Annotated in this window: 22 protein-coding genes and 3 tRNA genes; 14 read left to right on the forward strand and 11 right to left on the reverse strand. The window is 37.1% G+C overall.

What is annotated here, in order from left to right; genetic code table 11:
* Positions 1-128: 128 nt before the first annotated feature.
* The 3 genes from prmC to BUA76_RS14860 form a co-directional block, all read right to left on the reverse strand.
* Positions 129-983, reverse strand: coding sequence for a peptide chain release factor N(5)-glutamine methyltransferase (prmC, locus tag BUA76_RS14850; RefSeq protein ID WP_072885582.1), 855 nt, complete (start codon positions 981-983; stop codon positions 129-131).
* Complete coding sequence (yaaA, locus tag BUA76_RS14855) at positions 984-1,742, reverse strand: peroxide stress protein YaaA (protein WP_072885583.1); 759 nt, start codon at positions 1,740-1,742, stop codon at positions 984-986.
* Between the two features lie 72 nt (positions 1,743-1,814).
* Positions 1,815-2,426, reverse strand: coding sequence for an L-threonylcarbamoyladenylate synthase (locus BUA76_RS14860; RefSeq protein WP_072885584.1), 612 nt, complete (start codon positions 2,424-2,426; stop codon positions 1,815-1,817).
* 101 nt (positions 2,427-2,527) lie between these two features.
* Between BUA76_RS14860 and BUA76_RS14865 the strand changes: the two genes are divergently transcribed.
* The 4 genes from BUA76_RS14865 (at position 2,528) to BUA76_RS14880 (ending at position 3,345) form a co-directional block, all read left to right on the forward strand.
* A tRNA-Met gene (locus BUA76_RS14865) sits at positions 2,528-2,600 on the forward strand.
* Positions 2,601-2,639: 39 nt separating this feature from the next.
* Positions 2,640-2,712: transfer RNA gene (locus tag BUA76_RS14870), tRNA-Met, on the forward strand.
* A gap of 34 nt (positions 2,713-2,746) precedes the next feature.
* Positions 2,747-2,819, forward strand: a tRNA-Met gene (locus BUA76_RS14875).
* 115 nt (positions 2,820-2,934) lie between these two features.
* Positions 2,935-3,345, forward strand: a complete 411-nt coding sequence (locus BUA76_RS14880) for a hypothetical protein (protein WP_072885585.1) — start codon at positions 2,935-2,937, stop codon at positions 3,343-3,345.
* Positions 3,346-3,374: 29 nt separating this feature from the next.
* On the opposite strand, the gene BUA76_RS14885 is transcribed toward BUA76_RS14880, so the two are convergent.
* On the reverse strand, positions 3,375-3,581 hold the full coding sequence (locus BUA76_RS14885; RefSeq protein WP_072885586.1) for a hypervirulence associated TUDOR domain-containing protein: 207 nt from the start codon (positions 3,579-3,581) through the stop codon (positions 3,375-3,377).
* 117 nt (positions 3,582-3,698) lie between these two features.
* The gene (locus tag BUA76_RS14890) at positions 3,699-4,283 is read right to left on the reverse strand and encodes a hypothetical protein (RefSeq protein ID WP_072885587.1); all 585 of its coding nucleotides are present in this window, start codon (positions 4,281-4,283) and stop codon (positions 3,699-3,701) included.
* A 330-nt stretch (positions 4,284-4,613) separates the two neighbouring features.
* Here BUA76_RS14890 and BUA76_RS14895 point away from each other — a divergent pair, with 330 nt between their 5' ends.
* From BUA76_RS14895 to BUA76_RS14910, 4 genes are all read left to right on the forward strand, one after another.
* Positions 4,614-4,979 carry a BlaI/MecI/CopY family transcriptional regulator gene (locus BUA76_RS14895; RefSeq protein ID WP_072885664.1) on the forward strand — a complete coding sequence of 122 codons (366 nt, stop codon included), beginning with the start codon at positions 4,614-4,616 and terminating at the stop codon, positions 4,977-4,979.
* Positions 4,980-4,985: 6 nt separating this feature from the next.
* Positions 4,986-6,839, forward strand: a complete 1,854-nt coding sequence (locus tag BUA76_RS14900) for a M56 family metallopeptidase (protein WP_072885588.1) — start codon at positions 4,986-4,988, stop codon at positions 6,837-6,839.
* Between the two features lie 70 nt (positions 6,840-6,909).
* The gene (locus BUA76_RS14905) at positions 6,910-7,812 is read left to right on the forward strand and encodes a GLPGLI family protein (RefSeq protein WP_072885589.1); all 903 of its coding nucleotides are present in this window, start codon (positions 6,910-6,912) and stop codon (positions 7,810-7,812) included.
* Positions 7,813-7,962: 150 nt separating this feature from the next.
* Positions 7,963-8,523, forward strand: coding sequence for a sugar O-acetyltransferase (locus tag BUA76_RS14910; RefSeq protein ID WP_072885590.1), 561 nt, complete (start codon positions 7,963-7,965; stop codon positions 8,521-8,523).
* A gap of 56 nt (positions 8,524-8,579) precedes the next feature.
* On the opposite strand, the gene fsa is transcribed toward BUA76_RS14910, so the two are convergent.
* Positions 8,580-9,233: a fructose-6-phosphate aldolase gene (fsa, locus tag BUA76_RS14915; RefSeq protein ID WP_072885591.1), complete on the reverse strand. Its 654-nt coding sequence runs from the start codon at positions 9,231-9,233 to the stop codon at positions 8,580-8,582.
* A gap of 460 nt (positions 9,234-9,693) precedes the next feature.
* On the opposite strand from fsa, the gene BUA76_RS14920 reads away from it, so the two are divergent.
* Entirely contained in the window at positions 9,694-10,185 is a 492-nt protein-coding gene (locus tag BUA76_RS14920) for a YdeI/OmpD-associated family protein (RefSeq protein ID WP_072885592.1), read from the forward strand.
* A 44-nt stretch (positions 10,186-10,229) separates the two neighbouring features.
* On the opposite strand, the gene BUA76_RS14925 is transcribed toward BUA76_RS14920, so the two are convergent.
* The gene (locus BUA76_RS14925) at positions 10,230-10,805 is read right to left on the reverse strand and encodes a tetratricopeptide repeat protein (protein WP_072885593.1); all 576 of its coding nucleotides are present in this window, start codon (positions 10,803-10,805) and stop codon (positions 10,230-10,232) included.
* A gap of 185 nt (positions 10,806-10,990) precedes the next feature.
* On the opposite strand from BUA76_RS14925, the gene pepE reads away from it, so the two are divergent.
* The 4 genes from pepE (at position 10,991) to BUA76_RS14945 (ending at position 15,219) form a co-directional block, all read left to right on the forward strand.
* A complete protein-coding gene (gene pepE / locus BUA76_RS14930; RefSeq protein ID WP_072885594.1) occupies positions 10,991-11,683 on the forward strand; it encodes a dipeptidase PepE in 693 nt (230 codons plus the stop codon).
* 146 nt (positions 11,684-11,829) lie between these two features.
* Positions 11,830-13,200: a D-alanyl-D-alanine carboxypeptidase/D-alanyl-D-alanine endopeptidase gene (dacB, locus tag BUA76_RS14935; protein WP_072885665.1), complete on the forward strand. Its 1,371-nt coding sequence runs from the start codon at positions 11,830-11,832 to the stop codon at positions 13,198-13,200.
* Between the two features lie 6 nt (positions 13,201-13,206).
* Entirely contained in the window at positions 13,207-14,361 is a 1,155-nt protein-coding gene (locus BUA76_RS14940; RefSeq protein ID WP_228408494.1) for a sensor histidine kinase, read from the forward strand.
* A 210-nt stretch (positions 14,362-14,571) separates the two neighbouring features.
* A complete protein-coding gene (locus BUA76_RS14945; RefSeq protein WP_072885596.1) occupies positions 14,572-15,219 on the forward strand; it encodes a hypothetical protein in 648 nt (215 codons plus the stop codon).
* Positions 15,220-15,699: 480 nt separating this feature from the next.
* On the opposite strand, the gene BUA76_RS14950 is transcribed toward BUA76_RS14945, so the two are convergent.
* The 4 genes from BUA76_RS14950 to BUA76_RS14965 all read right to left on the reverse strand — a co-directional run bounded on the left by BUA76_RS14950 (position 15,700) and on the right by BUA76_RS14965 (position 21,598).
* Positions 15,700-17,556, reverse strand: a complete 1,857-nt coding sequence (locus tag BUA76_RS14950; protein ID WP_072885597.1) for a M61 family metallopeptidase — start codon at positions 17,554-17,556, stop codon at positions 15,700-15,702.
* Positions 17,557-17,681: 125 nt separating this feature from the next.
* Positions 17,682-19,313, reverse strand: coding sequence for a M1 family metallopeptidase (locus tag BUA76_RS14955; RefSeq protein WP_072885598.1), 1,632 nt, complete (start codon positions 19,311-19,313; stop codon positions 17,682-17,684).
* A 384-nt stretch (positions 19,314-19,697) separates the two neighbouring features.
* Positions 19,698-20,507 (reverse strand): twin-arginine translocase subunit TatC, encoded by an 810-nt coding sequence (gene tatC / locus BUA76_RS14960; RefSeq protein ID WP_072885599.1) that lies wholly within the window; start codon positions 20,505-20,507, stop codon positions 19,698-19,700.
* A gap of 131 nt (positions 20,508-20,638) precedes the next feature.
* Positions 20,639-21,598 (reverse strand): KpsF/GutQ family sugar-phosphate isomerase, encoded by a 960-nt coding sequence (locus BUA76_RS14965; RefSeq protein WP_072885666.1) that lies wholly within the window; start codon positions 21,596-21,598, stop codon positions 20,639-20,641.
* Positions 21,599-21,752: 154 nt separating this feature from the next.
* Here BUA76_RS14965 and recQ point away from each other — a divergent pair, with 154 nt between their 5' ends.
* Entirely contained in the window at positions 21,753-23,957 is a 2,205-nt protein-coding gene (gene recQ, locus BUA76_RS14970) for a DNA helicase RecQ (protein ID WP_072885600.1), read from the forward strand.
* Positions 23,958-24,136: the final 179 nt, after the last annotated feature.

The following is a 24,136-nucleotide window of genomic DNA, read 5'->3' on the forward strand; positions in this document are numbered from 1 at the left end:
ACGCAGAGTCTTGTAAAATATTTTACTGTAAAATTAATCTGAAAGCCTATCTGGAATCAATTCTACGTCATAGAGAAATCCTTTGTTTTCCTTTATTGTATCTTATATCTTGAGTTTCATGGTATTACTTATTTTCTTCCCCCAAAAATAAACCGGTCATTTCCGGATAAATCTTTTATTAGTGCTGCTTCTTTAAAACCATTATTGTACAATTCCAGCGTTTCAGGTCCCAGTTTCTGGTTGATTTCCAGAAACAATAATCCATTGTCTGATAAATATTTCTGAGCATCCTCAGCAATTTTCCGGTAAAAAATCAGAGCGTCTGAAGTAGGGGAAAAAAGCGCCATCATTGGTTCAAAATCTTTCACGGAATCTTCAATTTCATCCTGCTCATCAATCCCGATGTAGGGTGGATTGGAAATGATGACATCAAATTCCTCTTTCAAATCGAAATTCAGGTAATCGGTATGAATGAAATTGATGTTCAGTTGATGAAAATCTGCGTTCTTTTTTGCTACTTCCAGTGCTTTTTCGGAATAATCAACTGATGAAACTTCCGCATCCGGAAAGTGTTTCTTCAGCACCAGAGGAATAATTCCGCTTCCGGTTCCGATGTCGAGGATTCTAAGCTTGTTAAGCGATAATGCTGAATAGTGAATTTTTTTGATGGCTAATTCCAACAGCTCTTCCGTTTCCGGGCGGGGAATCAGGACATATTCATTGACGAAAAAGGTCATTCCGTAGAATTCCGTTTCACCCAAAATATGCTGATAAGGTTTTCCGGATTTTAACTCGGTAAGCGCATCAGAAAGTTTTTGCTCATCATCCATCAACAATTCCTGATCTGAGAATCTTCTTTGGTAAAAAGAATTAAATCCTGTAATTTTTTCAATAAAAACTGAACTTAAAAAAGCTGTTTCGGAATCGTTGTACAATTCGGAAAGTTCAGATTTAAAAAACTTTTTATATTCGGAAATCGTCATTTATCTCGTAAAAACAAGTTTGGTGTCGGTAGATTTGTCTTCATCGATTCTGTAGCCATCATAATTGAATGCTTTAACATCATTCAGCGTTTTGGCGTTGGTTTCGGCACAGAATCTTACTACAAGACCTCTGGCATGCTTCGTGTAAACCACAATAGTTTTTGGCTTTCCGTCTTTTAATTCGTAAAAATCAAAATCAATAACGGTATGATTCAGCTTTTTCCGGTCAACCACTTTAAAATATTCATTGCTCGCGAGATTAAGAAGAATTTCATTCTTTTTCATTTCAGCATTCAGCTGGTCTGTAATTTTCTCTTTCCAAAATTCGTAAAGATTTTTATAATGTTCAAATTCAAATGGGCGTCCCATTTCCAGGCGGTAAAGCATCACTTTATCCGAAGGCTTCAGCAGTCCGTATAATCCCGAAAGAATCCTGTAATTTTTCTGCAGATAATCCACCGCATTTTTATCGAGAGTTTTGGCATCCAAACCTCTGTAGACTTCACCTGTAAAAGCATAGAGTGCCGGAGCAGATTCTTTTGCCGAAGGTTTGGCCTTCCAATTTTGGTTTCTTGCCCAGTTTTCATCCGCCAGTTTAGTTGAAATTTCCATCAGCTCGGAAAGGTACTTCGGAGATTTTTCTTTGAGATAAGACTGTATGTAAGCTGCATCACCAATGAATTTCGGAACTGTTGTTTTCAGCAGGTCCGTAGTATTTTCGGTATTCATTAATTTGGCAGGTGAAGTAAGTATTTTCATAATGTTAAAATACGGATATATGAATATCAGTAAATAATAAATCGTTTAAACTTATAATTTGAAATCGTTTTTTTAAATAATTCCTTTACCCTGTCGGATCACTTCAGGTTCTCCGGAGGTAAGGTCTACAATCGTAGAAGCTACATTATCTCCGTATCCTGAATCAATGACAATGTCTACCAGATGATCGTATTTTTCGGCGATCAGTTCCGGGTCGGTAGAATATTCAATGATTTCATCATCATCTTTAATAGAAGTTGAAGCAATGGGATGTCCTAATTTTTCAACAATCAGCTGCGGAATCGGATGATCAGGAACACGGATGCCAATGGTTTTATGTCCCTTATACGCCAAAGGCAGGCTTTTATTAGCATCCAGAATGAAAGTAAACGGTCCAGGAAGATGGCTTTTCAGGAACCTGAATACAGAAGTGTCAATTGGTCTCGTAAAATCCGAAAGATGGCTCAAATCATTACAGATTATTGAAAACTGGGCTTTCTCTAGCTTCATTTTTTTCATCTGCGCGAGCTTTTCCATGGCTTTAATGTCAAAAATATTACAACCCAGCGCATAGATCGTGTCTGACGGATAAATGATCAGTCCGCCATTATTTAAAGTTTTAATCACCTCATTCATAAGATTTTCCTGAGGGTTTTCGGGATAAATTCTCAATATTTTTGCCATAGTCCAAAGATACAAATATTAAAATAGTTTTGGTGAAAGTCCTTTATTTAAAAGAAAAATTAGGATTTTCAAAAAATTGTCGTATATTTGCAATCCAATATCGCGGGATGGAGCAGTAGGTAGCTCGTCGGGCTCATAACCCGAAGGTCATCGGTTCGAGTCCGGTTCCCGCTACTAAGATTAACGTTGTCGGTAACGTTACAAAAAATATACCGCGGGGTGGAGCAGTAGGTAGCTCGTCGGGCTCATAACCCGAAGGTCGCACGTTCGAGTCGTGTCCCCGCTACTAAGAACGCTGTGGTGGCGTTTTAAAAATACACCGCGGGATGGAGCAGTAGGTAGCTCGTCGGGCTCATAACCCGAAGGTCATCGGTTCGAGTCCGGTTCCCGCTACTAAAGAGAGTATTATCTTCGGATGATACTCTTTTTTATTTTATATGTTACTTTTTGTTTTTTTAATGGCTTAATTTATGCAGGTAGTTTACTACACCATTTAAATAAGAATAGTATGTATAAAAAAATCCTGGCAGGTTTAGGCGGTGCCGTAGCGCTAAGCCTTCTGCACGAAGCCATCAGAAAAAATTTCGATAATGTTCCCGAGATTAATAAAGTGGGAGAGGAAGCTTTAAATAAAGCTCTCGACAAGGTAGATGCGAAAGTTACCAATCATGACCAGCTGTATGCTGCAACATTGGCAGGAGATGTTATTGGAAACGGAATGTATTATGCCGCTACGGCAACTACCGGTTTTAATGTAGCTTCCGGCGTCCTGATGGGACTTGGCGCAATTGCGCTTCCTGAAAAGCTTGGGCTTGATGATAAGCCGGTTGCTGAGAATAATCAGAAAAAAGTAATGACGGTTGCTTATTATCTCTTCGGAGCGATCGTTACCAAATTTATTTATGATAAAATAAAATAATACAATAATAAAGGCCGCAAATTGCGGCCTTACATTTTCTTTAACGCTGATGCTTTGTGTACAGCGGATTTTCCTGTTTTTTCGCTCATTACTTCATATTGCGGTTCGTCTTCGGAAGCTCTTCGCTGCTTATCCATAAATACAAAATCTTTTGTGTGTACTTTTGTGATGGCGCCGTGAGTTTCTCCATTGCTGGAATTCCATCGTACCATATCTCCTTTTTTTAATGTGCTCATCTTTATCGTATTATTTTATTACAATGGTACTAATTATTATGCCATACACTAATTTATTCAAAGCCAAAAAAAATCCCGCCTGTAAAAGCGGGAATATTATTTTCAGTTTAAAGTAGATTATTCTACTATAAGCTGATTAAAAGGCTTAAGTGCATTATCATCTGCTGTAGTCTGGCCTAAAAATTCTTTTTTCTGGGTTCCTTTCATTCTGTTGGCAGCGTCATTTCCATTGAAATAGGATTCACTAAGTTTTGTAGTTACTTCAGAAGGATTCAGTTCAAATTTTGTATCACCTTCTACTCCAAGATAACCATTCTTCCTGGTTAGGTTGGTAATATAGTTGTTGTAGTTGATAAGAGTACCTCTGAACATCGAGTTGTGATACTCCATACATTTTTTAGCTTTTTTGGATGAGTTGTTGAGGATGCAATTGTTCATGTTTCCTCTGTAAAGACGCCACTCCAGCTCTACCTTTCCATATTCTTTGGCTAAAGCTGTGGTTCCGTTGGTAAGAATTGCAGGATCGTTTTCTTTTTCGCTAACTTCTTTTAAATGTTTAATGACTAAAGGAACTGTATTTTCAATCTTGGTTTTCGCTTCACCTATCGCACTGAAATCTGCTGCAGGAGAACCCTTTTTCTGGGCATTGGTCACATTAAAAATCAGTAGCAATAGTACAAATAACAAATTATATCTTTTCATGAGAAATTTTTAAAGCACTAAAATAAATATATTTTCTGAGTTAAGACAAATTCATTTTAATTTTATTTAATAAAATTTAACAAGTTTTAAGAATTTATGTGGATTTTTTTATTTTTTCTGATTATTAATCGGGTGATAATTTGTAGCTGTTAAAAATTTAACAAATTTTAATAAAAAATATATGTCTGATTTTCAGTTGTTTAAGGTTTTATATTTCTTATCACTAAAAAAATAGGTGTTTGAGAGGAAAATATTTCTACATTTGTATAACTAATTTCTTAGTGATATTGAAATTGAATCGTATCGTAGTCAATGATAAACGAAAAATGTATGAAAATTCAGACGTTAACTAAAGCAGAAGAGCAGGTAATGCAGTACTTATGGAAACTCGAAAAAGGATTTCTGAAAGATGTCCTCGATCTTTTTCCTGAACCAAAACCTCACACAAATACTGTTTCCACAATTCTTAAAGTGTTGAAGGAAAAAGAATTTGTTGATTATCATGTGTACGGAAGGCAACATGAGTATTTTCCGTTGGTATCTAAAGAGCAGTATTCCGGCAAAACAATAAAAAGTCTGGTTAAAAATTATTTCAAAGGTTCTTATAAAAGTGCCGTTTCATTTCTGGTAGAAAAGAATGAAATGACTGTGGAAGATCTTGAGATGCTGCTGCACGAACTTAAAAAGAAAAACTGATAGGTTATGGAAACTGTACTTCTATATTTTGGAAAAGTTATTTTATGTTCCGGTGTAATCTTTTTATATTATAAATTGTCTTTAAAAGACAAGACATTTCATCACTACAACAGATTTTATCTTTTGTCTGCGATGCTTATATCACTGCTGCTGCCGCTAGTGAAAGTAGAAGATTTTACTATCGAGGTGAGTAATGATATTTATAAATTAATAGATACGGTACAGAATTTTAATACTAAAAATACAACCCATGATTACACTTATTTTAGAGTTATTTTTTCAGCTTTGGGGCTGGTTTCTTTCTATTTTTTAGGAAGATTCATCTACGGGATTTTCAGAATCCACCGGTTAAAAAATCAGTTTCATAAGGAAAGTTTTGACGGGATCAACTTTTACCACACTAACCTTAGCGAGGCCCCCTTTTCGTATTTTAAAAATCTTTTCTGGAAAAATTCAATTATGTTGAATTCAGACGTCGGAAAGCAGATTTTAAAGCACGAAATGGTACACATCGAGCAGAAACATTCATTCGATAAAATCTTTATGGAGATTATTACATCTGTTTTCTGGTTCAATCCGTTTTTTCATCTCATTAAAAAAGAAATTAGTTTAATTCACGAATACCTGGCTGATAAAAAAGCCGTAAAACAATCGGACACCAAAGCATTTGCGCAGATGCTTTTAGCAAGCCACTTTTCCGGAAACCAGTTGCCTGCCACCAGTCCGTTTTTAAGTTCCAATTTAAAAAAACGATTAAAAATGTTACAAAAACCTAAAACAAAATTCGGGTATGCGCGAAGAATTTTTGCGTTGCCGGTTGTATTTTCAGTAGCTTTTACGTATCTGGTAAATGCTAAAAACCAGGAAATTAAAGCAACGAATATAGAGATTGAGAAAGCGGTTTCTCAAATCAAAGAAGAAAATAAAATTATTGTTAAAGATACCATTTCTCCAAAATCATCTGAAACTAAAGCTATTGTTACTCCGAAAGTCTATAGAAAAGCAGAAGATGACAGAAAAATTGCCGAACTGAGCAAAAAGATTCAGGAAAGAACGGAGGCTCTGAAAAATTTTAAGCCTGAAACGGCAGAATACAATAAGAATCTTGAAGAGATCGGAAAACTATCCGGTGAAATAGGAAAAATAGCAAGTTCTAAAGATTTTCTTAATTCTGCAATGGTCATTAAAATCGATGGAAAAGATATGAAGTTTGACGAATATTTTAACTCCAAAGAATTTAAAGATGTATTGAAGGAGGTTAAAGATTTAAAATATGAATTTGAATTTGACATGCCTGAAATTCCGGAAATGAATATTGAATTTCCTGATGTTCCCGCACCGCCGGACGCTCCGAAGGTAAAAGTATATAAATTTAAAGGAACAGGTGATATCAAGTGGTCTCCAGAAGCGGATATGGTTTTAAGATCATCGGGAAAAACTAAAGAATCTGCCGCAACAGCCAAAAAAAGGGCTAAGCTTGATAAAGAACGTGCAAGACTGGAAGAGAAAAGAGCAAAACTGGAAGGTGAAAGAGCCAAACTGGAAGCAGAGAGAAGAGCACTGGAAGGAGGAAGAAGACCTTTTATTTACAGCAATACTTTCAGATCTGTTCCCGACAAGCATACGTTCAGATTAAATGCAGATAACATCAAGATCAGCAACAATGGTACCTCTATTATTGCTTCAGGATTTAAAAATGCAGAAGGTATAGAAAATATGAAAATTTATATTGATGGTAAAGAATCTACAAAAGGACAAATGGAAGCTCTGAAACCGGAATCTATTAAAAGTGTGAATATAAACAAGAAAAATACGGACGGAAAAACAACCGGAGAGATAAAAATCGAGACAAAAAAATAAAAGTTCCAATCAGCTCTGTTAATAATGACTACAAAATATTGACAGAGCTTTTTTTAAAACCATATAAACTATGAAAAACATCAGTTTTCTTTTTCTGTTCATAAGTTTTGCAGCCGGTGCGCAGATCAACCGTTTTTTCTACGAATATAAATTCATTCCCGATTCCAATAATAAAGAAGATGTTAAAAAAGAAATGATGCTGCTGGATATTGATCAGAAAGGCTCTAGTTACTATAGCAGAGACCGGTTTGTAGCAGATTCCACATCTATGGCTGAAGTGCAGAAGCAGATCAAAAGCGGTGGCGGAAACATCAACATCAGCAGAAGGGACAACCAGGGACAGGTTGGCTATAAAGTAACAAAAAGCTATCCCGATTTTAAGACCTACCTTTTTACAAGGATTTCCATGGATCAGTATAAAGTAAAAGAAGACCAGAAACCGGAATGGAAAATACTTCCCGAAAAGCAAAAAATAGGTGAGTATAACGCTCAAAAGGCAACCACAAGTTATGGTGGAAGAGAATGGATCGCATGGTTCAGCACCGATATTCCCTTTCAGGACGGACCTTACAAATTTTATGGGCTTCCGGGTCTTATTGTGAAGCTCGAAGATTCCACAGGTTCACATATTATGACGCTTATAGGAAATAAAAAAATAGCAGCTCCCATTGCTTCAGAAGATATGGAAGTCCCTGGAAATGTAAGAATCATGGGACTTGGAGGAAAAGAACTTGAAGTTTCAACATCACAATATAAAAAATTATGGAAAGATTATGTAAATGATCCTTCTAAAAATATGAGGGAAATGATGATGAGAAACGGGGGCGACAATACAAGAGTAAGTTTCAAAGTAAGAACACAGGACGGCAAAGAGATTTCAGACCCGAATCAGGTATTCCGGGAAATGGAAAAAAGAACCAAAGAATCTCTGGCAAAAAACAACAATCCTATCGAACCGGATTTGGTAAAATAGAAATATCTTAAAATAATTACGATTAATTGTAGTTGAGAAGTTTAAAATTTATAATTACAAATTGTTTTTTTAAAGCAGGCTGGAATCTATTTTCCATCCTGCTTTCTTTTTATTATCTTTATTTCTACACCAATAATCATCATTAAAATCATGACAGAAAAAGAAAAATGTGCGGCAGGGCTTTTGTACAATGCCAATTATGACCAGGAACTGATACAGGAAAGAACAGCAGCCAAAGATCTCTGCGGAAAATATAATCAGCTTAAAAATTCCGACGCGGAAGGCAGAACGTCACTATTGAAAAACATACTGGCGAAAACAGGAGAAAACATATGTATAGAACCCAGTTTCTGGTGCGACTATGGCTATAATATCGAAGCAGGCGAAAACTTTTACGCCAACCACAATCTCGTCATTCTGGACTGTGCTAAAGTGATTTTTGGCGACAATGTATTTATCGGACCCAATTGCAGCTTTTACACCGCCAGTCATCCCATCAATGCAGAGCAGCGCAATAAAGGACTGGAAACAGCACATCCGATACAAGTAGGCGATAATGTTTGGTTCGGCGGAAATGTAGTTGTGCTTCCCGGAGTTTCAATCGGAAATAATGCAGTAATCGGTGCAGGAAGTGTTGTTACTAAAAATATTCCGGAAAATGTTGTGGCAGTGGGGAATCCCTGTAAGCCTGTAAAGAATATTGAACAATAATATTTTCGGCGCGGAAACAAAGTTTCCGCGCCGAAAATATTTTATTATAATATATTTTAAGCCAGTTTCTGAGAATCTGCAATAAACTGAGCCAGTCCGTTATCCGTAAGCGGATGCTTAAGAAGGCTCAAGATCGGAGGAAGCGGCGAAGTGATTACATCAGCACCAATCTTTGCACAGTCTACAATATGCATAGAATGACGGATTGAAGCGGCTAAAATTTCAGTTTCATACATATAATTATCAAAAATCAATCTGATTTCCTGGATTAAATTTAATCCGTCTGTTGAAATATCATCAAGTCTTCCCAGGAAAGGAGAAACGTAGGTAGCACCTGCTTTTGCTGCCAAAAGTGCCTGCCCAGGAGAAAAAATCAGCGTACAGTTGGTTTTGATCCCTTTATCAGAAAAATATTTTAATGCTTTGATTCCGTCTTTAATCATCGGGATTTTAACCACGATATTCGGATGGATGGCTGCCAATTCATCGCCTTCCTTAATCATTTCCTCATAAGTTGTAGAAAGCACTTCCGCAGAAATATCTCCATCAACAATTTCGCAAATTGCTTTATAATGATTTCTGATCGCTTCAGCACCCTGAATTCCTTCTTTTGCCATTAATGAAGGATTGGTAGTAACGCCGTCAAGAATTCCCAAATCTTTAGCTTCTTTAATTTGCTCTAAATTAGCAGTGTCAATAAAAAATTTCATGTCTTTACAGATTTATTTATTACAAAGATAAACATTCCATTCCGAGTGGAAAATTTTAATTGTTTTAATCAGATTAATATCGAAATTTAATTATCACATTTTAGTTGAGGTTTTTTGAGACTCCGTCGAATTGTATATATGATTTTTTAAGGAGCAATTTGATTACATCGAAAGCTATACTTTTATTTTTTTTGGAAGCTTTTTGACTCCGTCGAATTGTATTTTTATTATATTTTAGGAGCAATTTGATTACATCGAAAAGCTATACTTTTATTTTTTTGGAAGCTTTTTCTCGCTTTCCGCACTCGCTATTTTAATAAGTTTCGGCGCGGCGGAGCCGCCGCGCCGAAACTTATTAAAATGAGCTCAAACAATCGCTACAATCGAGGCTAGACTGAAGGCATAATAGCAATTCACTATATCGTTTGAATAACAAACATTAAAAATGTATCTTTAAAATATGCAAAATAATCCATTTATAGCCAGTCTTGAAATTATTGGGATCAACCCTTTCGTTTTTGTTCCTGAAAGTATCCTTCAAGATATATTTCAGGCTGCAGGAAAATGCAAAAGCCCGATTCCTGTAAGAGGAATGGTAAATGGGAACCCTTTCAGGCAAAATTTAATGAAATATCTGGGAGAGTGGAGGTTGTATATTAATCTGGCGATGCTGAAAGATTCACCGAAGAGAATTGGCGAAATAATCGAAATTTTCGTGGAATTTGACGATTCCGACCGGACAATAACCGTCCATCCCCAACTCGATAAAGCAATCCGGGAAGATCCTGTCGCAGTAAAGAATTTTGAAAACCTGATTCCTTCCGCAAAACTGGAATTAATTCGATACATCAATAACCTTAAAACCGAGGTGGCAATTAAAAGGAATATTGAGAAAATCGTCAGCTATTTAAAAGGAGAAACTGATTTTTTCGGAAGGAAAATAGGCCGGTAAAAAATAATCCGGAGAAAATTAAATTCTCCGGATTTACATTATAACTATGAATTTAAAGCTTGGCTCAGCTTAATTGCATCCTGGTTGGTTGGGTCATACTGCAATGATTTTGCAATGTGTTCTTTCGCTTTGGCGGGATCAGATTGTTGCTCCGAAAATGCTACGTAAAAATAAGCGTAAGCAAGATTCTTTTTATTCTGTTCCACCTCTTCAGGCTTTACGGCAGCTATATATTTTTCATATGCCAGTTTGGCATTCGCATCATCTTTAGCATTTTGATAAGCGTAGGCCTGACTGTAATATGATGGAGCCCAGTCCGGTAAAAGGACCGATATCTTCTTCCACGTATCTATCGCATTAGTCCAATCTGAAGCTTCCTGATATGCTCCCGCTAATTTAGCTAATGCCTCTGCATCTTTTGGGTTGGCTTCTATTTGTTTTTTAAGTGCTTCAATAGTTGGATTAGACGCCTGAGCAGTACTTGCTGTTGCGGTTGCAGTTGTATTAGCAGTACCTGATGTACTGTCTGTTTGAGTAGTTTGTGCGCTCACAAAACTTAAACCTCCTGTCAGCATTACACCTAAAAGAAGGGTTCTGATATTCATTTTAGTCATTTTCATAATTCTAATATTTTTCAATTGCAAATATTAAAATTCAATAATGGTTCCATAAAAGTTAATATTTTAGAAGCTTTAAGCTTTTTTTGAAAAAATTAACGGGTTAATTAGAGGTTTTATATTAATTTTAGATTCATGACATATAAACTATCTTTGTCACTTTAACCGTTTTAATGACATTAATACCGATGAATATCATATTAGCATCAACTTCTACACTTTTTGGCGGAGAATATCTGGGATATTTAAAAGAAGAAATCATTAACCTTTTTCAAGGAATTGATGAAATTATTTTTATTCCCTTTGCCAGACCGGGAGGAATTTCACACGATGATTATACACAAAAAGCACGCTCTTTCTTTGAAAAAATCAACATTAAAGTAAGAGGACTTCATGAGTTTGCTGATAAAGCAGCAGCGTTAAACAATGCAAAAGGATTCTTTACCGGAGGCGGAAATACTTTTCTATTGGTGAAAACCTTACATGAAGAGAATCTGATGTCAGTATTGAAAAATAATGTAGAAACCGGAAAACCTTATTTGGGATGCAGCGCCGGAAGCAACATCGGCGGACAGAACATGAAAACCACCAACGATATGCCGATTGTTTATCCATCAAGCTTTGAATGTATGGGATTGGTACCGTTCAACATCAATCCGCATTATCTGGATCCGAATCCTGAACTTAAGCACAACGGCGAAACAAGAGAAACCAGAATTAAAGAATTTCTTACCCAAAACGACCTAAAAGTAATCGGGCTCCGTGAAGGAAACTGGATCAGAAAAATTGGAGACAGAATTACCGTTGAAGGTACAGAACTTACCAGGATTTTTGAAAAAGGAAAAGAAACTTATGAGATTGAACCTGGAACGCAATTGTAATTTTATTTTTAATTATATTTGAATGAAGAGAATATGATATACTCCTATTCAGTAAAGTGCTTTTATAGACTTTATATAAATCTATCATATTAAGCATGTCATGCTTAGCTTGTCGAAGCATCAATAACTTAGAAACCAAAAATGCAATGAGAAAAACATTAGCTGTCCTTACTTTATCCGTGCAGTTCATTTTCGCCCAGGACCTATCCCAGAAACTGGATGAAGCTACAAAAAATCTGATGAATTCTTCAGCAGCCATTTCGTCAAACTTATCATTTTACGTGGCGGACGAAAGCGGAAATTTTATTTATGACTATCAGGGAAACAAAGGACTGTCTACAGCTTCTACTCAGAAAATATTTACTGCCGCAGCGGCTCTTGAAGTATTAGGCAAAAACTATACTTATAGAACAACAGCTGGTTATTCGGGAAGTATTTCCGGGGGAAATTTAAAAGGAGACTTCATTATTACCTCCACAGGCGATCCGACGCTTGGAAGTTGGCGTTATGATGCTTATAAACCGGAAAATTTTAAACAAAAACTCATTGAAGCCATAAAAAAAGCCGGCATCACAAAAATTTCAGGGGATCTTGTAATTGATGATTCTTATTTTGACCACCAGACAATTCCCGGAGGCTGGCCGTGGGATGATCTTGGAAACTATTACGGAGCCGGAGTCTGGGGCGTCAATTGGCGCGAAAACCAGTTTGATATCAATATCAGCGGAAATGAATTCAAAAGTTTTTCTTATCCTTTGGAAGGTGTACAATGGCTTAATGATGTGAAGGTGGGCGGAACCTCAGACCAAAGCCTGATTTTTACAGCACCACATTCCAATGTGGCTTTGATAAACGGAACACTGCCTTCCAAAACAGTAACGGTATCAGGAGCTACACCCAATCCTCCGTTACAGCTTGGTGTAGAGATAAAGCAATGGCTGCAGCAGGAAGGAATCGAACTTTCCGGTAAAACAGTTACCAATTCCCAATTGGAAATCGAAGGTAAAAAAACAGTAAGCTTTTCTAAAAATAACACAATTTTCACCTACGAATCTCCAACAATGGATAAGATCATCTATTGGTTTTTAAGAAAGAGCATCAATCTTTACGGGGAAACATTAATTAAAACATTAGGCAAAGAGAAAAAAGGAAATCCAAATTTTAAAAGCGGTGTAGCGTTCCTGAAAGAATTCTGGAAGTCGAAAGGAATTAATCCCAACATGATTAATTTTGCCGACGGAAGCGGACTTTCCCCACAAAATTACGTAGCCGCAAGAGCCGAAGTACAGGCATTGATTTATGCTAAAAAACAACCCTGGTTCGAATCTTATTATGATGGATTTCCAACTCAGGATAACGGAATGAAAATGAAAAGCGGAACCATGAGAGACACTAAATCTTTTGCAGGATTTCATACTTCCAGAGACGGAAAAAAATACGTATTTTCCATCATCATCAATAATTATCAGGGAAGCGGAAGCGCAGAGCTGCAGAAAATCCTGAATGTTTTAAAATAATCTGCTTTGAGAAAATCAATATTTGCCAGACTTAATAACTGGATCATTTTTGTCCTGATGACTATTGTTGTCCTGACTATTGTGATCGCCTCCACCATTCTTATCAATTTTCTCCGTAAGGAAGAGATTAAAAGGGTTGATATTTTGGTAAGCGCCTTAAAATTTCAGCAGGAAGTGGATAATCCTAATTTAGAAGTTCAGGCATTGCTTTTACAGATTTACAGTTCAAATACAACCATTCCGGTTATCATTTTAGATGAAAATGATAATGTGATTGAACATAAGAATCTGCCTAAAGACGTAGAAAATAATTCCGGTCAGATTGTTGCTTTAGCAAAGAAAATGGGCAAGAGCTATCCTCCTATTGTAATTGAAATTGCAAAAGGAGATAAACAGATCGTTTTTTATGATAATTCTCCATTGCTGAATAATCTCAGGTATTCTCCCTACATTCTTGGCTTTTTTATTTTGTGTTATTTCCTGTTTTCGTTCTGGTTTTTCAGGACCATTAAGAAAACGGATGAGGGCTATCTTTGGGCCGGACTTGCCAAAGAAACCGCGCACCAGATCGGAACTCCTTTATCATCAATGATCGGCTGGATGGAAATCATGAAGCTGGATGATCCCGAATCGGAAGGTATTCATGAAATCGAAAAAGATATTGAACGATTAAAAACCATTTCGGAAAGGTTTTCCAAGATCGGTTCTGTTCCCGAGCTGAATGATACGGATTTTAACGCAACCATTCAGGAGAATTATGATTATTTAAAAACAAGGATTTCCCGGAAAATCAATTTCGGACTGCATCTTCCGAATTATACCATTTCCGTACCGCACAATAAGATCCTAATGAGCTGGGTTATTGAAAACCTGGTGAAAAATGCCGTTGATGCCATGAAAGGGGAAGGTTCGCTTTCCATTTCGGTAATCGAGAGAAATAAAAATATTATAGTAGAAGTTCAGGATACCGGAAGCGGAATGACAAAACAGCAGGCACTGAATGCTTTCAAACCCGGATATTCTACTAAAAAACGCGGTTGGGGGTTAGGCTTGTCACTTGCAAGAAGGGTAGTACAGGAATACCATAAAGGCGATATCAAAATTGCCCAGACTGAAGTGGGAAAAGGAACGACTTTTAGAATTACAGTTAAGAAAGCATGATAAAAAGAATATTGGTGGTATTATTGTTTTTAACTTTTTTACAGTGTTAATTCACAAATTAGAAACGAGATTTTAATTCTTACAGATACAATAGATCATATTTTTGAAAAACTTCCATTCGATCATTTTTCAGATGAAGATATTAAAACAATTGAGCGGCTCCAAAAAGTAAGGCAACAATTTCAGTTAAAAGTAGAAGACGATGAATTGGTGTACATATATAAAAGTGAATTTAAACCCAGAATTAAAAATGAGGCTTTACAGGAAATATATAAGAGAAAAAATATTAATAAAGTAAAACTTTTTAAGGAAACAGTTCATCAGACGGATCAATTGGAAGGTTTATCGTTAGAATCTTATCCGCTCCAAAGCATTTTTTTTGATGAAATTACTGATGATAAACGTAATATTAACCTTATTAAGGATCTTACAGCGTATATTTTTAATTCAAAACCATTAAATATTCCTTTAATTGAAAACATTACCCATAAAATTCCGAAAAATCAATGGTATTATAATAAAGTAAAAGAAATATTATTTGAATACAAATCTAAATACTTGCTAGAATATTTAGCTGGATTTAGAAATTCAGATGATATAGAGTTGATTAAAAGTTATGGGAAAGATTCTTATTTTGCTATTCAAAAATTTTCTTCGGTAGAATTTCTACCATTTTTAGAATCAATGGCTGAAAAAGAAAGCAGTGATTATGAATATCTTTCTACTGTCGCCAAATTGTGTCATCATCAAAAATCAGGACATTTAATTAATACTGTTTTTAATGTTCTGAAGAATAGTAATTATGACACGGATTTATTTAAATCTTACCTATACAATAATAAATGCCCTATACAATAAGTAATAAATTTTGAAGTTTGGTGAACGGAGAACCTTTTTATTTATATTTTTATAGCCTTTCTTCAGAATCCAGATATAGAAGTTTAGATGCTTTCAGCATGACAAACTGCAGTTATTCTATTGTACATCATAATTCCCCTCCTCCGGAGGGGTGGCAAAAATTTCTTAGAAATTTTTGACGGGGTGGTTTTAAAAACAATACTATAACCTGTGGATGGAGAATAGTAAATTTTGCTTCACAAGTGAATCTTCTGATCGTTAAATTCACAATTAACTCTCAGAAATTGGCGATTCACTTCTCCTAGCCCCGATTGCAGAGAAAATCCTTTTTGCAGGCTCCGTCAGGCTCAGCCTGACCGCGGTGGCAGCAAAAAGATTGTAACGGAAAGCGGGAAAAAGCTCCTTAAAAAAATACCTGATTTATTTCAAAAACAAAAGCGGAGAAAATTCCCCGCTTGATTTATTACTTATTTCATTATATTATTTCTTTCCCGTAAGCCACTGATCCTGAAGCTTCTTTTCTTCCGGTGTCGGATTGGCTTTAAACTGTAAATTTTCAATGGTCATTTTATCAAGAACCGCTTTACCTTTAAGATCAATCTTTTCAGATTTTCCGCCGTTGTCCCTAAGAACCGTTACCGTTACATTCTGGCCTTCTTTAATCGTTTTGGAATAATTAATAAAATCCTGAACGTTCTGGATATTGATTGTTTTTCCGTCCAGAGCTACAATCTTATCAGTAATTTTAAATCCGATACTTTTTGCGAAAGGTGAAAGTGCAGAGCTCTCATCAAATACAAAAGTATTGGTTTTTTCATCGTAGCCTGTCTGGTTCGGATCTTTGATAAACCAGAAAATCGGCGGCGTTTCCTGCTTCTTCAGCTCAACACCCACCATATTCAGGTATTGTGCATAAGGAGTCGGCTGGCTTCCCGCAATATATTTGTTATAGAAATCTCTTACCTGAGGATATCCGGTTACGGCTACCAGTTCATCAATAAGCTTGTCATCTTTAAACGGCTTGTTTTCACCGAATCGCTGAGACAGTTTCCGGATCATATCACGATATCCCATTTCCCCGTTGGAAAGCTTTCTAAGCTCGATATCCAGACACATGGCCAACAATGCTCCTTTTTCATAAACATTTCTGTACTGGTCCTTATATTCGTCCAGAAGAACATTTTTACTCATCACCGTGAACGGCATCGTGTCGTTGTAGTTCTTTGAATTGGTAATTTTTTCGTTCATTCTCTGAAGGAATTCATCTCTTGTAATCAGCCCTTCCTGGATCTGGAAAAGGTTGGCGAAGTATTCGGTTCCGCCTTCATACATCCAAAGGTGTTGAGACATTTTCGGGTCTGCATAATCAAAATAATGGATTTCTTCAGAATGCGTTTTCAACGGATTTACCGTATGGAAAAACTCATGCGAAACGACGTCGGTAATGGTTTTGTCGATGGCTTCCTTCGGCATCATTTCAGGAAGCACGACACTGGTAGATTCATGATGTTCCAGCGCTCCGAATCCTTTGATCTGCGGCCCGTCTCCACCGGCAAGATACAGCATGATGGCGTATTTTTTATTGGTATTCATATCACCCAGAAATTTCTTTTGGGCAACCACCATTTTTTCAAGATTATCTTTAAAATCTGTCGCTTTATATTTTCCGGAAGGAGAGTACACACCCAATACCAGATCCATGCCTCCTGCATTGAAGGTGATATAATCCGGTTTGGTGTACATTAATGGGGAGTCGGTAACTTTTGCATAATTGGCCAGCGTAAAGGTGTCCGTAGCGTCCGACTTATCCTGATCTACCAAAGCCGTTGTCCCATAAAAATCGGCAGGCTTCTGAATGACCAGTTGATAAGGAACATCCTGCATATTGTCGATGTATCCTACAAATCCGTGGGTGTTGATCAGGTAAACTTTGCCTGCTTCAATATCCGTTCCGGATGGCGAGAAAACAGCCTTGTGCTTTGAAGTATCCATTTCATCATCGAAACTGTCGTTTACCAGATAGGTTACTTTGGATAGATTCTGTGCATTTTTTAGAGCATAGGTATTGTCATTAACTTTTGTAAATGCAATTTCTTTTCCTTTGTTGTCTAAGAATTTAATGCCTTCCACAAATCTCCCGTAATCGTCTACGGAATAGGTCCCGGGTACCGTTTTAGGAAAATGAAACTTCACATCACCTGATTTCATTTTCGGAAATTCCATGGTTACGGCTACTTTATCGTCTTTAACGTTCACAAGATCGATTGTAGTTTTAATCGACTGGGCATTCACCAGAAACGCAGTTAAAACGCCTAAGCTAAGTGCTATTTTTTTCATTGAGTTTAAAATTATAGTTAAATAGTTGCATAAAATCCGATTTTGTTACACCAGGGTTGTTAAATTTTTCATAAAAAAAAGGCAGATTCTTTGTTGAAGATTTGCCTTCTTTATGCTTTTTATGGTTATTGAATTTTTTTATACCTGATATAATAATTTTTATTGAATTGTACGGGACTGCCGCTCTTCAATTTCACCGTCTGCCACTCCTCGGTAGGGTTTATCGTTTGTTCACCGTCTATTCTTACAGGAAGTTTCAGGTTTTTTACGGCATTAGTATAACGGAATTTCAGCTCTTCACCATTTTGACTGTACTCCAGAACAGGAACTTTTACGGATCTCAGATATTGGTTAAATACACTTGAAAAATCAATTCCTGATTTTTTGGAGATATAATTTTCAATCTGTTGCGTAGTCACCGTCTGATGGTAAAAGTCTTTGTTGATTCCTCTTAAAATCTGCCTGAATTTATCGTCGTCGTTGAGGATCTGTCGGATGGTATGCAGCATACTGGCTCCTTTAGGATACATATCGCCGCTTCCTTCGTTTCTTACCCCGTATTTGCCGATGATCGGAATATCGTTGCTCACCGTTTTATGAATTCCCTGCATATAAAGGTCCGCGGATTTTTTATTCATGAATTTTTCTGTGAAAAGCACTTCGGAATACATGGTAAATCCTTCATGAATCCACATATCTGCCTGATCTTTTGCAGTGATATTATTGGCAAACCATTCATGCCCGCTTTCGTGGATAATGATATAATCCCAGTTTAATCCGACGCCGGTTCCAGAAAGATCATTCCCGAGATAGCCGTTGGCATATCCGTTTCCGTAGGCTACATTACTTTGGTGCTCCATACCGAGATACGGCGATTCTACAAGTTTGTAAGAATCCTCATAAAAAGGATACGGACCAAACCAGTATTCAAACGCAGAAAGCATCGGTTTTACCTGCTGAAACTGTTTTTTAGCCTTGTCAATATTATAATCCATCACCCAGTAATCAAGATCCAGCTTACCTTTTTCTCCATTAAAAGTATCTTTAAAATTGACATATTTTCCGATGTTGGGAATAATAGAATACGCATTGATTGGATTTTTCACTTCCCAGGTGTACGCGGTTTTATCACCTTCCGCTTTTTTACTGATGAGCCTTCCGTTTCCTACACCAACCAGATCTTTCGGCGTAATGATTTTCATGATGACCCCGTTTTCGGGTTCATCACTCCAGATATCTTTCGTAGGAAGCCATATTGACGCTCCAATGCCTTCATCGGCAACGCTCATCCACGGATTTCCATTTTCATCTTTGGTAAATACCCATCCTCCGTCCCAGGGTGCATTTTTTGCAATTCTCGGGCTTCCGGAATAGCTAACATCAATCGTATATTTTTCTCCTTTTTTGAATGCCTTATTGGTTTTGAGCCAGATAAAATCGCCGTCCTGCTTATAGTCTGCAATGGGAAAGCTTGCTTCCACTTTATCAGCTTTCATCGGCTGCTGAAGATCTACCTGAAATATGGGATTTTTAACATCTTTGGTGATTTCAAAGCTGATTGTATTATTTCCCTTAATGCTTTTTGTAGCAAAATCCGGTTCTACGGAAAGCTCATACTTCTTTACATCCCAGAAGTTCCTGAATTCTGTATCCGAGCCTTTTAAGGTGTCCTGTTTGGTGAAAGTTTTACCTTTTTCGAACAACTGGCCGAAAACCAATCCCGAAGCAAATAAAAGCGTATATGAAAGTTTTTTCATCTGAATCAAAAAATTATTAGACTAAAATAAAGAATTAATCAATGCTGGCATTGTTTCCATGACAAATCCGATAGATAGGACGTGAAAAATTAATTTTTGTTACATGATTTGCAGTTATAATTTAATAATCAGCTATTTCCGCTGTGAATTCCCTCTCTGGACGGGTGGCAAAAATCGAAGATTTTCTGACGGGGCGGTTAAAATACAGCTACAATTCTTTACATATATTTCAGAACTATTACAACCGTAAGACAAAGATCCTAGCCGTGATTGCAGCGAAAATCCTTTTTGAAAAAAAGATTGCAGCGGAAAGCGCGAAAAAGCTCCTGAAAAAATCCCGCAGAAAAAATCTACGGGATATTATTTTCAAATGTTTTAATAATTTTAATCTTTTACAGCCGGCAAATTATTGGCCGCTTTCTGTACTTTTTTGTAGGTGTACGAACACATAATAATACTGAATTCATACAGCAGCAGCAAAGGAAATGCTGCCATCAGCATGCTCAGAACGTCTGCCGGAGTAATGATCGCCGCGACCACCATGATAAGAACAATAGCGTGGCGACGGTAGGTTTTCATAAACATAGGGGTTAATATCCCAATATTTGTAAGGAAATAAATAAGAACCGGAAAAAGGAAAATGACTCCCATTCCCAAAACCACCTGTAAAAACAATGTTGTATAATCACTTAAATCATAGAGCGGAATAATGATGTCTGAAATTTTAAAGATCACTCCGAAATTAACGGCAAACGGGAGAATCAGGAAATAGCCGCATAATACACCCGTCATAAACAAAATCCATACGGAATTGATGATGAAAATAGAATTCTTTCTTTCATTGGGATGCAGGGCCGGACTGATGAATCGCCACAGTTCCCAAACGATGTAAGGAAAAGCCAGAACAATACCGCCAAACAGGGATACTGCCATCATTACGTTGAACTGCTGGTACAATTTGCTGGCACGTACCGGGAAATCCTTAGGAAGGTGAATGCTGTCTTCACCCAAAATCATTCTTGAAAAGTGATTGACGATTTCAAAGGTGGCAAAATCGTTTCTGGTAGGACCGAAAAAAATATGATCCATAATCCAGTTGATATTAAAGCCGATAATAACCGCCGCAACAATGATGGCAAGAATCGAACGGATGAGGTGACCTCTTAATTCTCCAATATGTCCAAGAAAAGACATGTCTTTATCACTCACAGGATAGTATTTTTAAGGTTTCAAATGTATGAAAAAGTTTCGGTATGTGGATGGTAGATGACGGAGCTGAATATTGGTTCATCATACTTTTTAATCTTTGACGCTCAGCTTCCAACTTAATTAATCCCTTCGTCCAGCAGTTTATGAAGATCAATGATCCCGAAATACTTTCCGTTTTCCGTCACCACAAGCTGTCCGATATTATTTTCTTTTAAAATATTCATAGCCTCTTTTGCCAGCGCTGTTCTTTCAATGGTTTTAGGATTGGCAGACATGATGTCTTTGGCGAGTACTTTGGAGATGTCATCGCCTTTCAAAAGCATTCTTCTCAAATCTCCGTCCGTAATCACTCCGATAATCTCATCGTTATTGGTAACAACGGTAATCCCGTGACGTGACCCGCTGATGGATATAATAACGTCTTTCACGGTATCATGTTCCGTTACCTGAGGTTTTTGCGAAGACAAAAAGTCGTCTACTTTCGAGATCAGGTTTTTTCCAAGACTTCCGCCCGGGTGAAATTTAGCAAAATCATTAGCCTTAAAATTATTCATTTCCATTAAAGCGATGGCAAGCGCATCTCCCAAAGCCATCTGTAAAGTGGTGGAGCTGGTGGGCGCCAGTTTATTGGGGCAGGCTTCCATATCGACATGCGTATCCAGTATAATTTCTGAAAACTCGGCAAGCCTGCTTGATTTATTACCAGTCATCCCGATCAGCGCTGATGAGTACTCTTTGAGGTAAGGCACAAGATTTACAATTTCCGGGGAGTTTCCGGAGTTGGAAATACACAACACCACGTCTTGTTTCTGGATCACCCCAAGATCTCCGTGAATGGCTTCCGAAGCATGCAAAAACTGGGAAGGTGTTCCGGTGGAATTCAGAGTTGCTACAATTTTGTTGCCTACATGGGCAGATTTCCCGATTCCTACTACGATCAGTTTCCCTTTTGCCGAATTAATGATTTCCACGGCTTTTGCAAAATCATCGTTTAGCCGGTTGCGCAGTTTTTCAAGTTCTGAAATTTCTATTTCTAAAGTGCTCTTCGCTATTGAGATAATGTCGGATCTTTCCATTTTACGTATATAAGGCATATAAAAATCAATTAAAAAACCGTTATTTCTAAAAGAATTTTTATTATAAATATAATTTTTTATAAATTCGTTCGCTTTTATTTTAAGCGAAAAATTCATAACTTTGGATTAGATGCAAATTTAGCAATAAAATTAGATGAGCGCAAAAAAAGCCAATTTATCAGGCGAATTGAAAAAATATTTCGGATTTTCTACTTTTAAAGGCCAGCAGGAACAAATTATTGAAAACCTTCTGAACGGAAAAGATATATTTGTTTTAATGCCTACCGGAGGTGGTAAATCCTTATGCTATCAGCTTCCGGCACTTATTTCCGAAGGTACGGCCATCGTGGTTTCTCCTTTGATAGCTTTAATGAAAAACCAGGTGGATGCAGTGAACGGACTTTCATCTGATAGCGGAGTAGCCCATGTTTTGAATTCATCTTTAAACAAAACACAGACCAAACAGGTTTTTGACGATATAAAAAGCGGAAAAACAAAACTTCTTTATGTGGCTCCGGAATCCCTTATCAAAGAAGATTATCTGGATTTTCTGAAAGAGGTGAAAATATCATTTTTCGCCATAGACGAAGCGCACTGTATTTCAGAGTGGGGACACGATTTCAGACCTGAATACAGAAATCTGAAATCTATTATCGATAAAATTGCCGATGTTCCGGTAATAGCCCTCACGGCAACGGCTACCCCAAAAGTTCAGGATGACATCCAGAAAACGTTGGGCATGACGAATGCTCTGGTCTTTAAAGAAAGTTTCAACAGACCGAACCTCTACTATGAAGTACGCCCGAAAGTAAATGTAGATAAGGAAATTGTAAAATTTATCAATCAGAATAAAGGAAAATCGGGGATTGTATATTGCCTTAGCCGTCGCAAAGTGGAAGAGTTTGCACAGCTTCTTCAGGTAAACGGAATCAACGCCTTACCTTATCATGCCGGGCTTGATCAGAAAGTGCGGGTAGCCAATCAGGATAAGTTCCTGATGGAAGAGGTTGATGTGATTGTTGCTACCATTGCATTCGGGATGGGAATCGATAAGCCGGATGTACGTTTTGTCATTCACTATGATTTCCCGAAATCTCTGGAAAGCTATTATCAGGAAACGGGGAGGGCAGGCCGTGACGGCGGAGAAGGCTACTGTCTGGCATTTTATGATCCCAAAGATATTGAAAAACTGGAAAAATTCCTGGCTCAGAAGCCGGTATCGGAAAGGGAAATCGGGTTACAGCTTCTTAATGAAGTGGTAGGATACGCCGAAACTTCCATGAGCAGGAGACAATATATTTTATACTATTTCGGGGAAAATTTTGATCCGGTAAACGGAGACGGGGCGAAGATGTGCGACAATTCTTCAAACCCTCCTAAATTAAAGGATGCTACAGAGGATCTTAAAAAAGTCCTGCAGCTGATCAAAGATACAGGGGAGAAATTCAAAGCAAAAGATTTGATTTCCATAATTGCCGGAAAAGAAACGGCTGTTACAAAATCCTATAAGCTGGAACAAAGCTCTTACTTCGGTTTCGGAAAAGAGGAAAAAGATAATCACTGGAAAACGATTTTAAGACAGGCGACGGTTCAGAACTTTTTACAGAAAGATATCGAAACGTATGGTGTTTTAAAGATTGCCGAAAAAGGTAAACTGGTTTTGGACGGAAAGCTGGAGCATTCTTTCCTGATCGCTGAAGACAGGGAATTTGATCTTACGCAGACAAAAGCCGAAAGTGACCAGGTTCAGATGCAGTCTGCCGGAGGGTTGGACCAGAATTTATTCAATCAGTTAAAAGAACTAAGGAAAAAAGTGGCCAAAAAGCACGGAATTCCGCCTTACACGGTTTTTATGGATCCGAGTCTGGAAGATATGACCGTGCAATATCCTATAACGGTTGAAGAAATTGGTAAGATCTATGGTGTTGGTGAAGGCAAGGCAAGAAAATACGGCAAAGAGTTTGCGGATTTTATTAGCAAATATGTAGAAGATAATAACATTGAGCGCACTCAGGATATGGTACTGAAGCAGGTAGCCAATAAATCCAGCCATAAAGTTTTCATCATTCAGAGTACGGATAAAAAGATTGATCTTGAAGATATTGCCAGAGCTAAAAATCTTTCGATGGATGAATTATTGAAAGAAATGGAACGGATTGTCTATCAGGGAACCAAGCTGAATATCGATTATTATATTGAAGATAATTTTGATGAAGATATTGTCGATGGTTTTATGGAGTTCATGAATGAATCTGAAAGTGACAGCATGAAAGTGCTGCTGGACGAATTTGGGGATGAACTTTCGGATGAAGAGGTAAGAATGTTGCGAATAAAATTCATCAGCGATGTTGCCAACTAAATTAATTTTAAACGATAATAAAATTATAATGAAAGAAATTCTTCCCAGGAAGAGTTTCTTTTTATTTTAGAAACAAGTATGGATAGCCTGTTTAAATTATAATTTATCTTTACCATTAAGGAATTAAGCCTCTTTAGCTTAAAAAGCTTAATACAAATCAATTTATTGATCTCTTAATT

The organism is Chryseobacterium takakiae (assembly GCF_900129385.1).
GTDB lineage: Bacteria > Bacteroidota > Bacteroidia > Flavobacteriales > Weeksellaceae > Chryseobacterium > Chryseobacterium takakiae.

Bases quoted from the DNA above. Each gene is read 5' to 3' on its own strand.
- prmC (WP_072885582.1), bottom strand. From the start codon at position 983: ATGACGATTTCCGAATATAAAAAGTTTTTTAAATCTGAACTTTCCGAA.
- yaaA (WP_072885583.1), bottom strand. From the start codon at position 1,742: ATGAAAATACTTACTTCACCTGCCAAATTAATGAATACCGAAAATACT.
- BUA76_RS14860 (WP_072885584.1), bottom strand. From the start codon at position 2,426: ATGGCAAAAATATTGAGAATTTATCCCGAAAACCCTCAGGAAAATCTT.
- BUA76_RS14880 (WP_072885585.1), top strand. From the start codon at position 2,935: ATGTATAAAAAAATCCTGGCAGGTTTAGGCGGTGCCGTAGCGCTAAGC.
- BUA76_RS14885 (WP_072885586.1), bottom strand. From the start codon at position 3,581: ATGAGCACATTAAAAAAAGGAGATATGGTACGATGGAATTCCAGCAAT.
- BUA76_RS14890 (WP_072885587.1), bottom strand. From the start codon at position 4,283: ATGAAAAGATATAATTTGTTATTTGTACTATTGCTACTGATTTTTAAT.
- BUA76_RS14895 (WP_072885664.1), top strand. From the start codon at position 4,614: ATGAAAATTCAGACGTTAACTAAAGCAGAAGAGCAGGTAATGCAGTAC.
- BUA76_RS14900 (WP_072885588.1), top strand. From the start codon at position 4,986: ATGGAAACTGTACTTCTATATTTTGGAAAAGTTATTTTATGTTCCGGT.
- BUA76_RS14905 (WP_072885589.1), top strand. From the start codon at position 6,910: ATGAAAAACATCAGTTTTCTTTTTCTGTTCATAAGTTTTGCAGCCGGT.
- BUA76_RS14910 (WP_072885590.1), top strand. From the start codon at position 7,963: ATGACAGAAAAAGAAAAATGTGCGGCAGGGCTTTTGTACAATGCCAAT.
- fsa (WP_072885591.1), bottom strand. From the start codon at position 9,233: ATGAAATTTTTTATTGACACTGCTAATTTAGAGCAAATTAAAGAAGCT.
- BUA76_RS14920 (WP_072885592.1), top strand. From the start codon at position 9,694: ATGCAAAATAATCCATTTATAGCCAGTCTTGAAATTATTGGGATCAAC.
- BUA76_RS14925 (WP_072885593.1), bottom strand. From the start codon at position 10,805: ATGAAAATGACTAAAATGAATATCAGAACCCTTCTTTTAGGTGTAATG.
- pepE (WP_072885594.1), top strand. From the start codon at position 10,991: ATGAATATCATATTAGCATCAACTTCTACACTTTTTGGCGGAGAATAT.
- dacB (WP_072885665.1), top strand. From the start codon at position 11,830: ATGAGAAAAACATTAGCTGTCCTTACTTTATCCGTGCAGTTCATTTTC.
- BUA76_RS14950 (WP_072885597.1), bottom strand. From the start codon at position 17,556: ATGAAAAAAATAGCACTTAGCTTAGGCGTTTTAACTGCGTTTCTGGTG.
- BUA76_RS14955 (WP_072885598.1), bottom strand. From the start codon at position 19,313: ATGAAAAAACTTTCATATACGCTTTTATTTGCTTCGGGATTGGTTTTC.
- tatC (WP_072885599.1), bottom strand. From the start codon at position 20,507: ATGTCTTTTCTTGGACATATTGGAGAATTAAGAGGTCACCTCATCCGT.
- BUA76_RS14965 (WP_072885666.1), bottom strand. From the start codon at position 21,598: ATGGAAAGATCCGACATTATCTCAATAGCGAAGAGCACTTTAGAAATA.
- recQ (WP_072885600.1), top strand. From the start codon at position 21,753: ATGAGCGCAAAAAAAGCCAATTTATCAGGCGAATTGAAAAAATATTTC.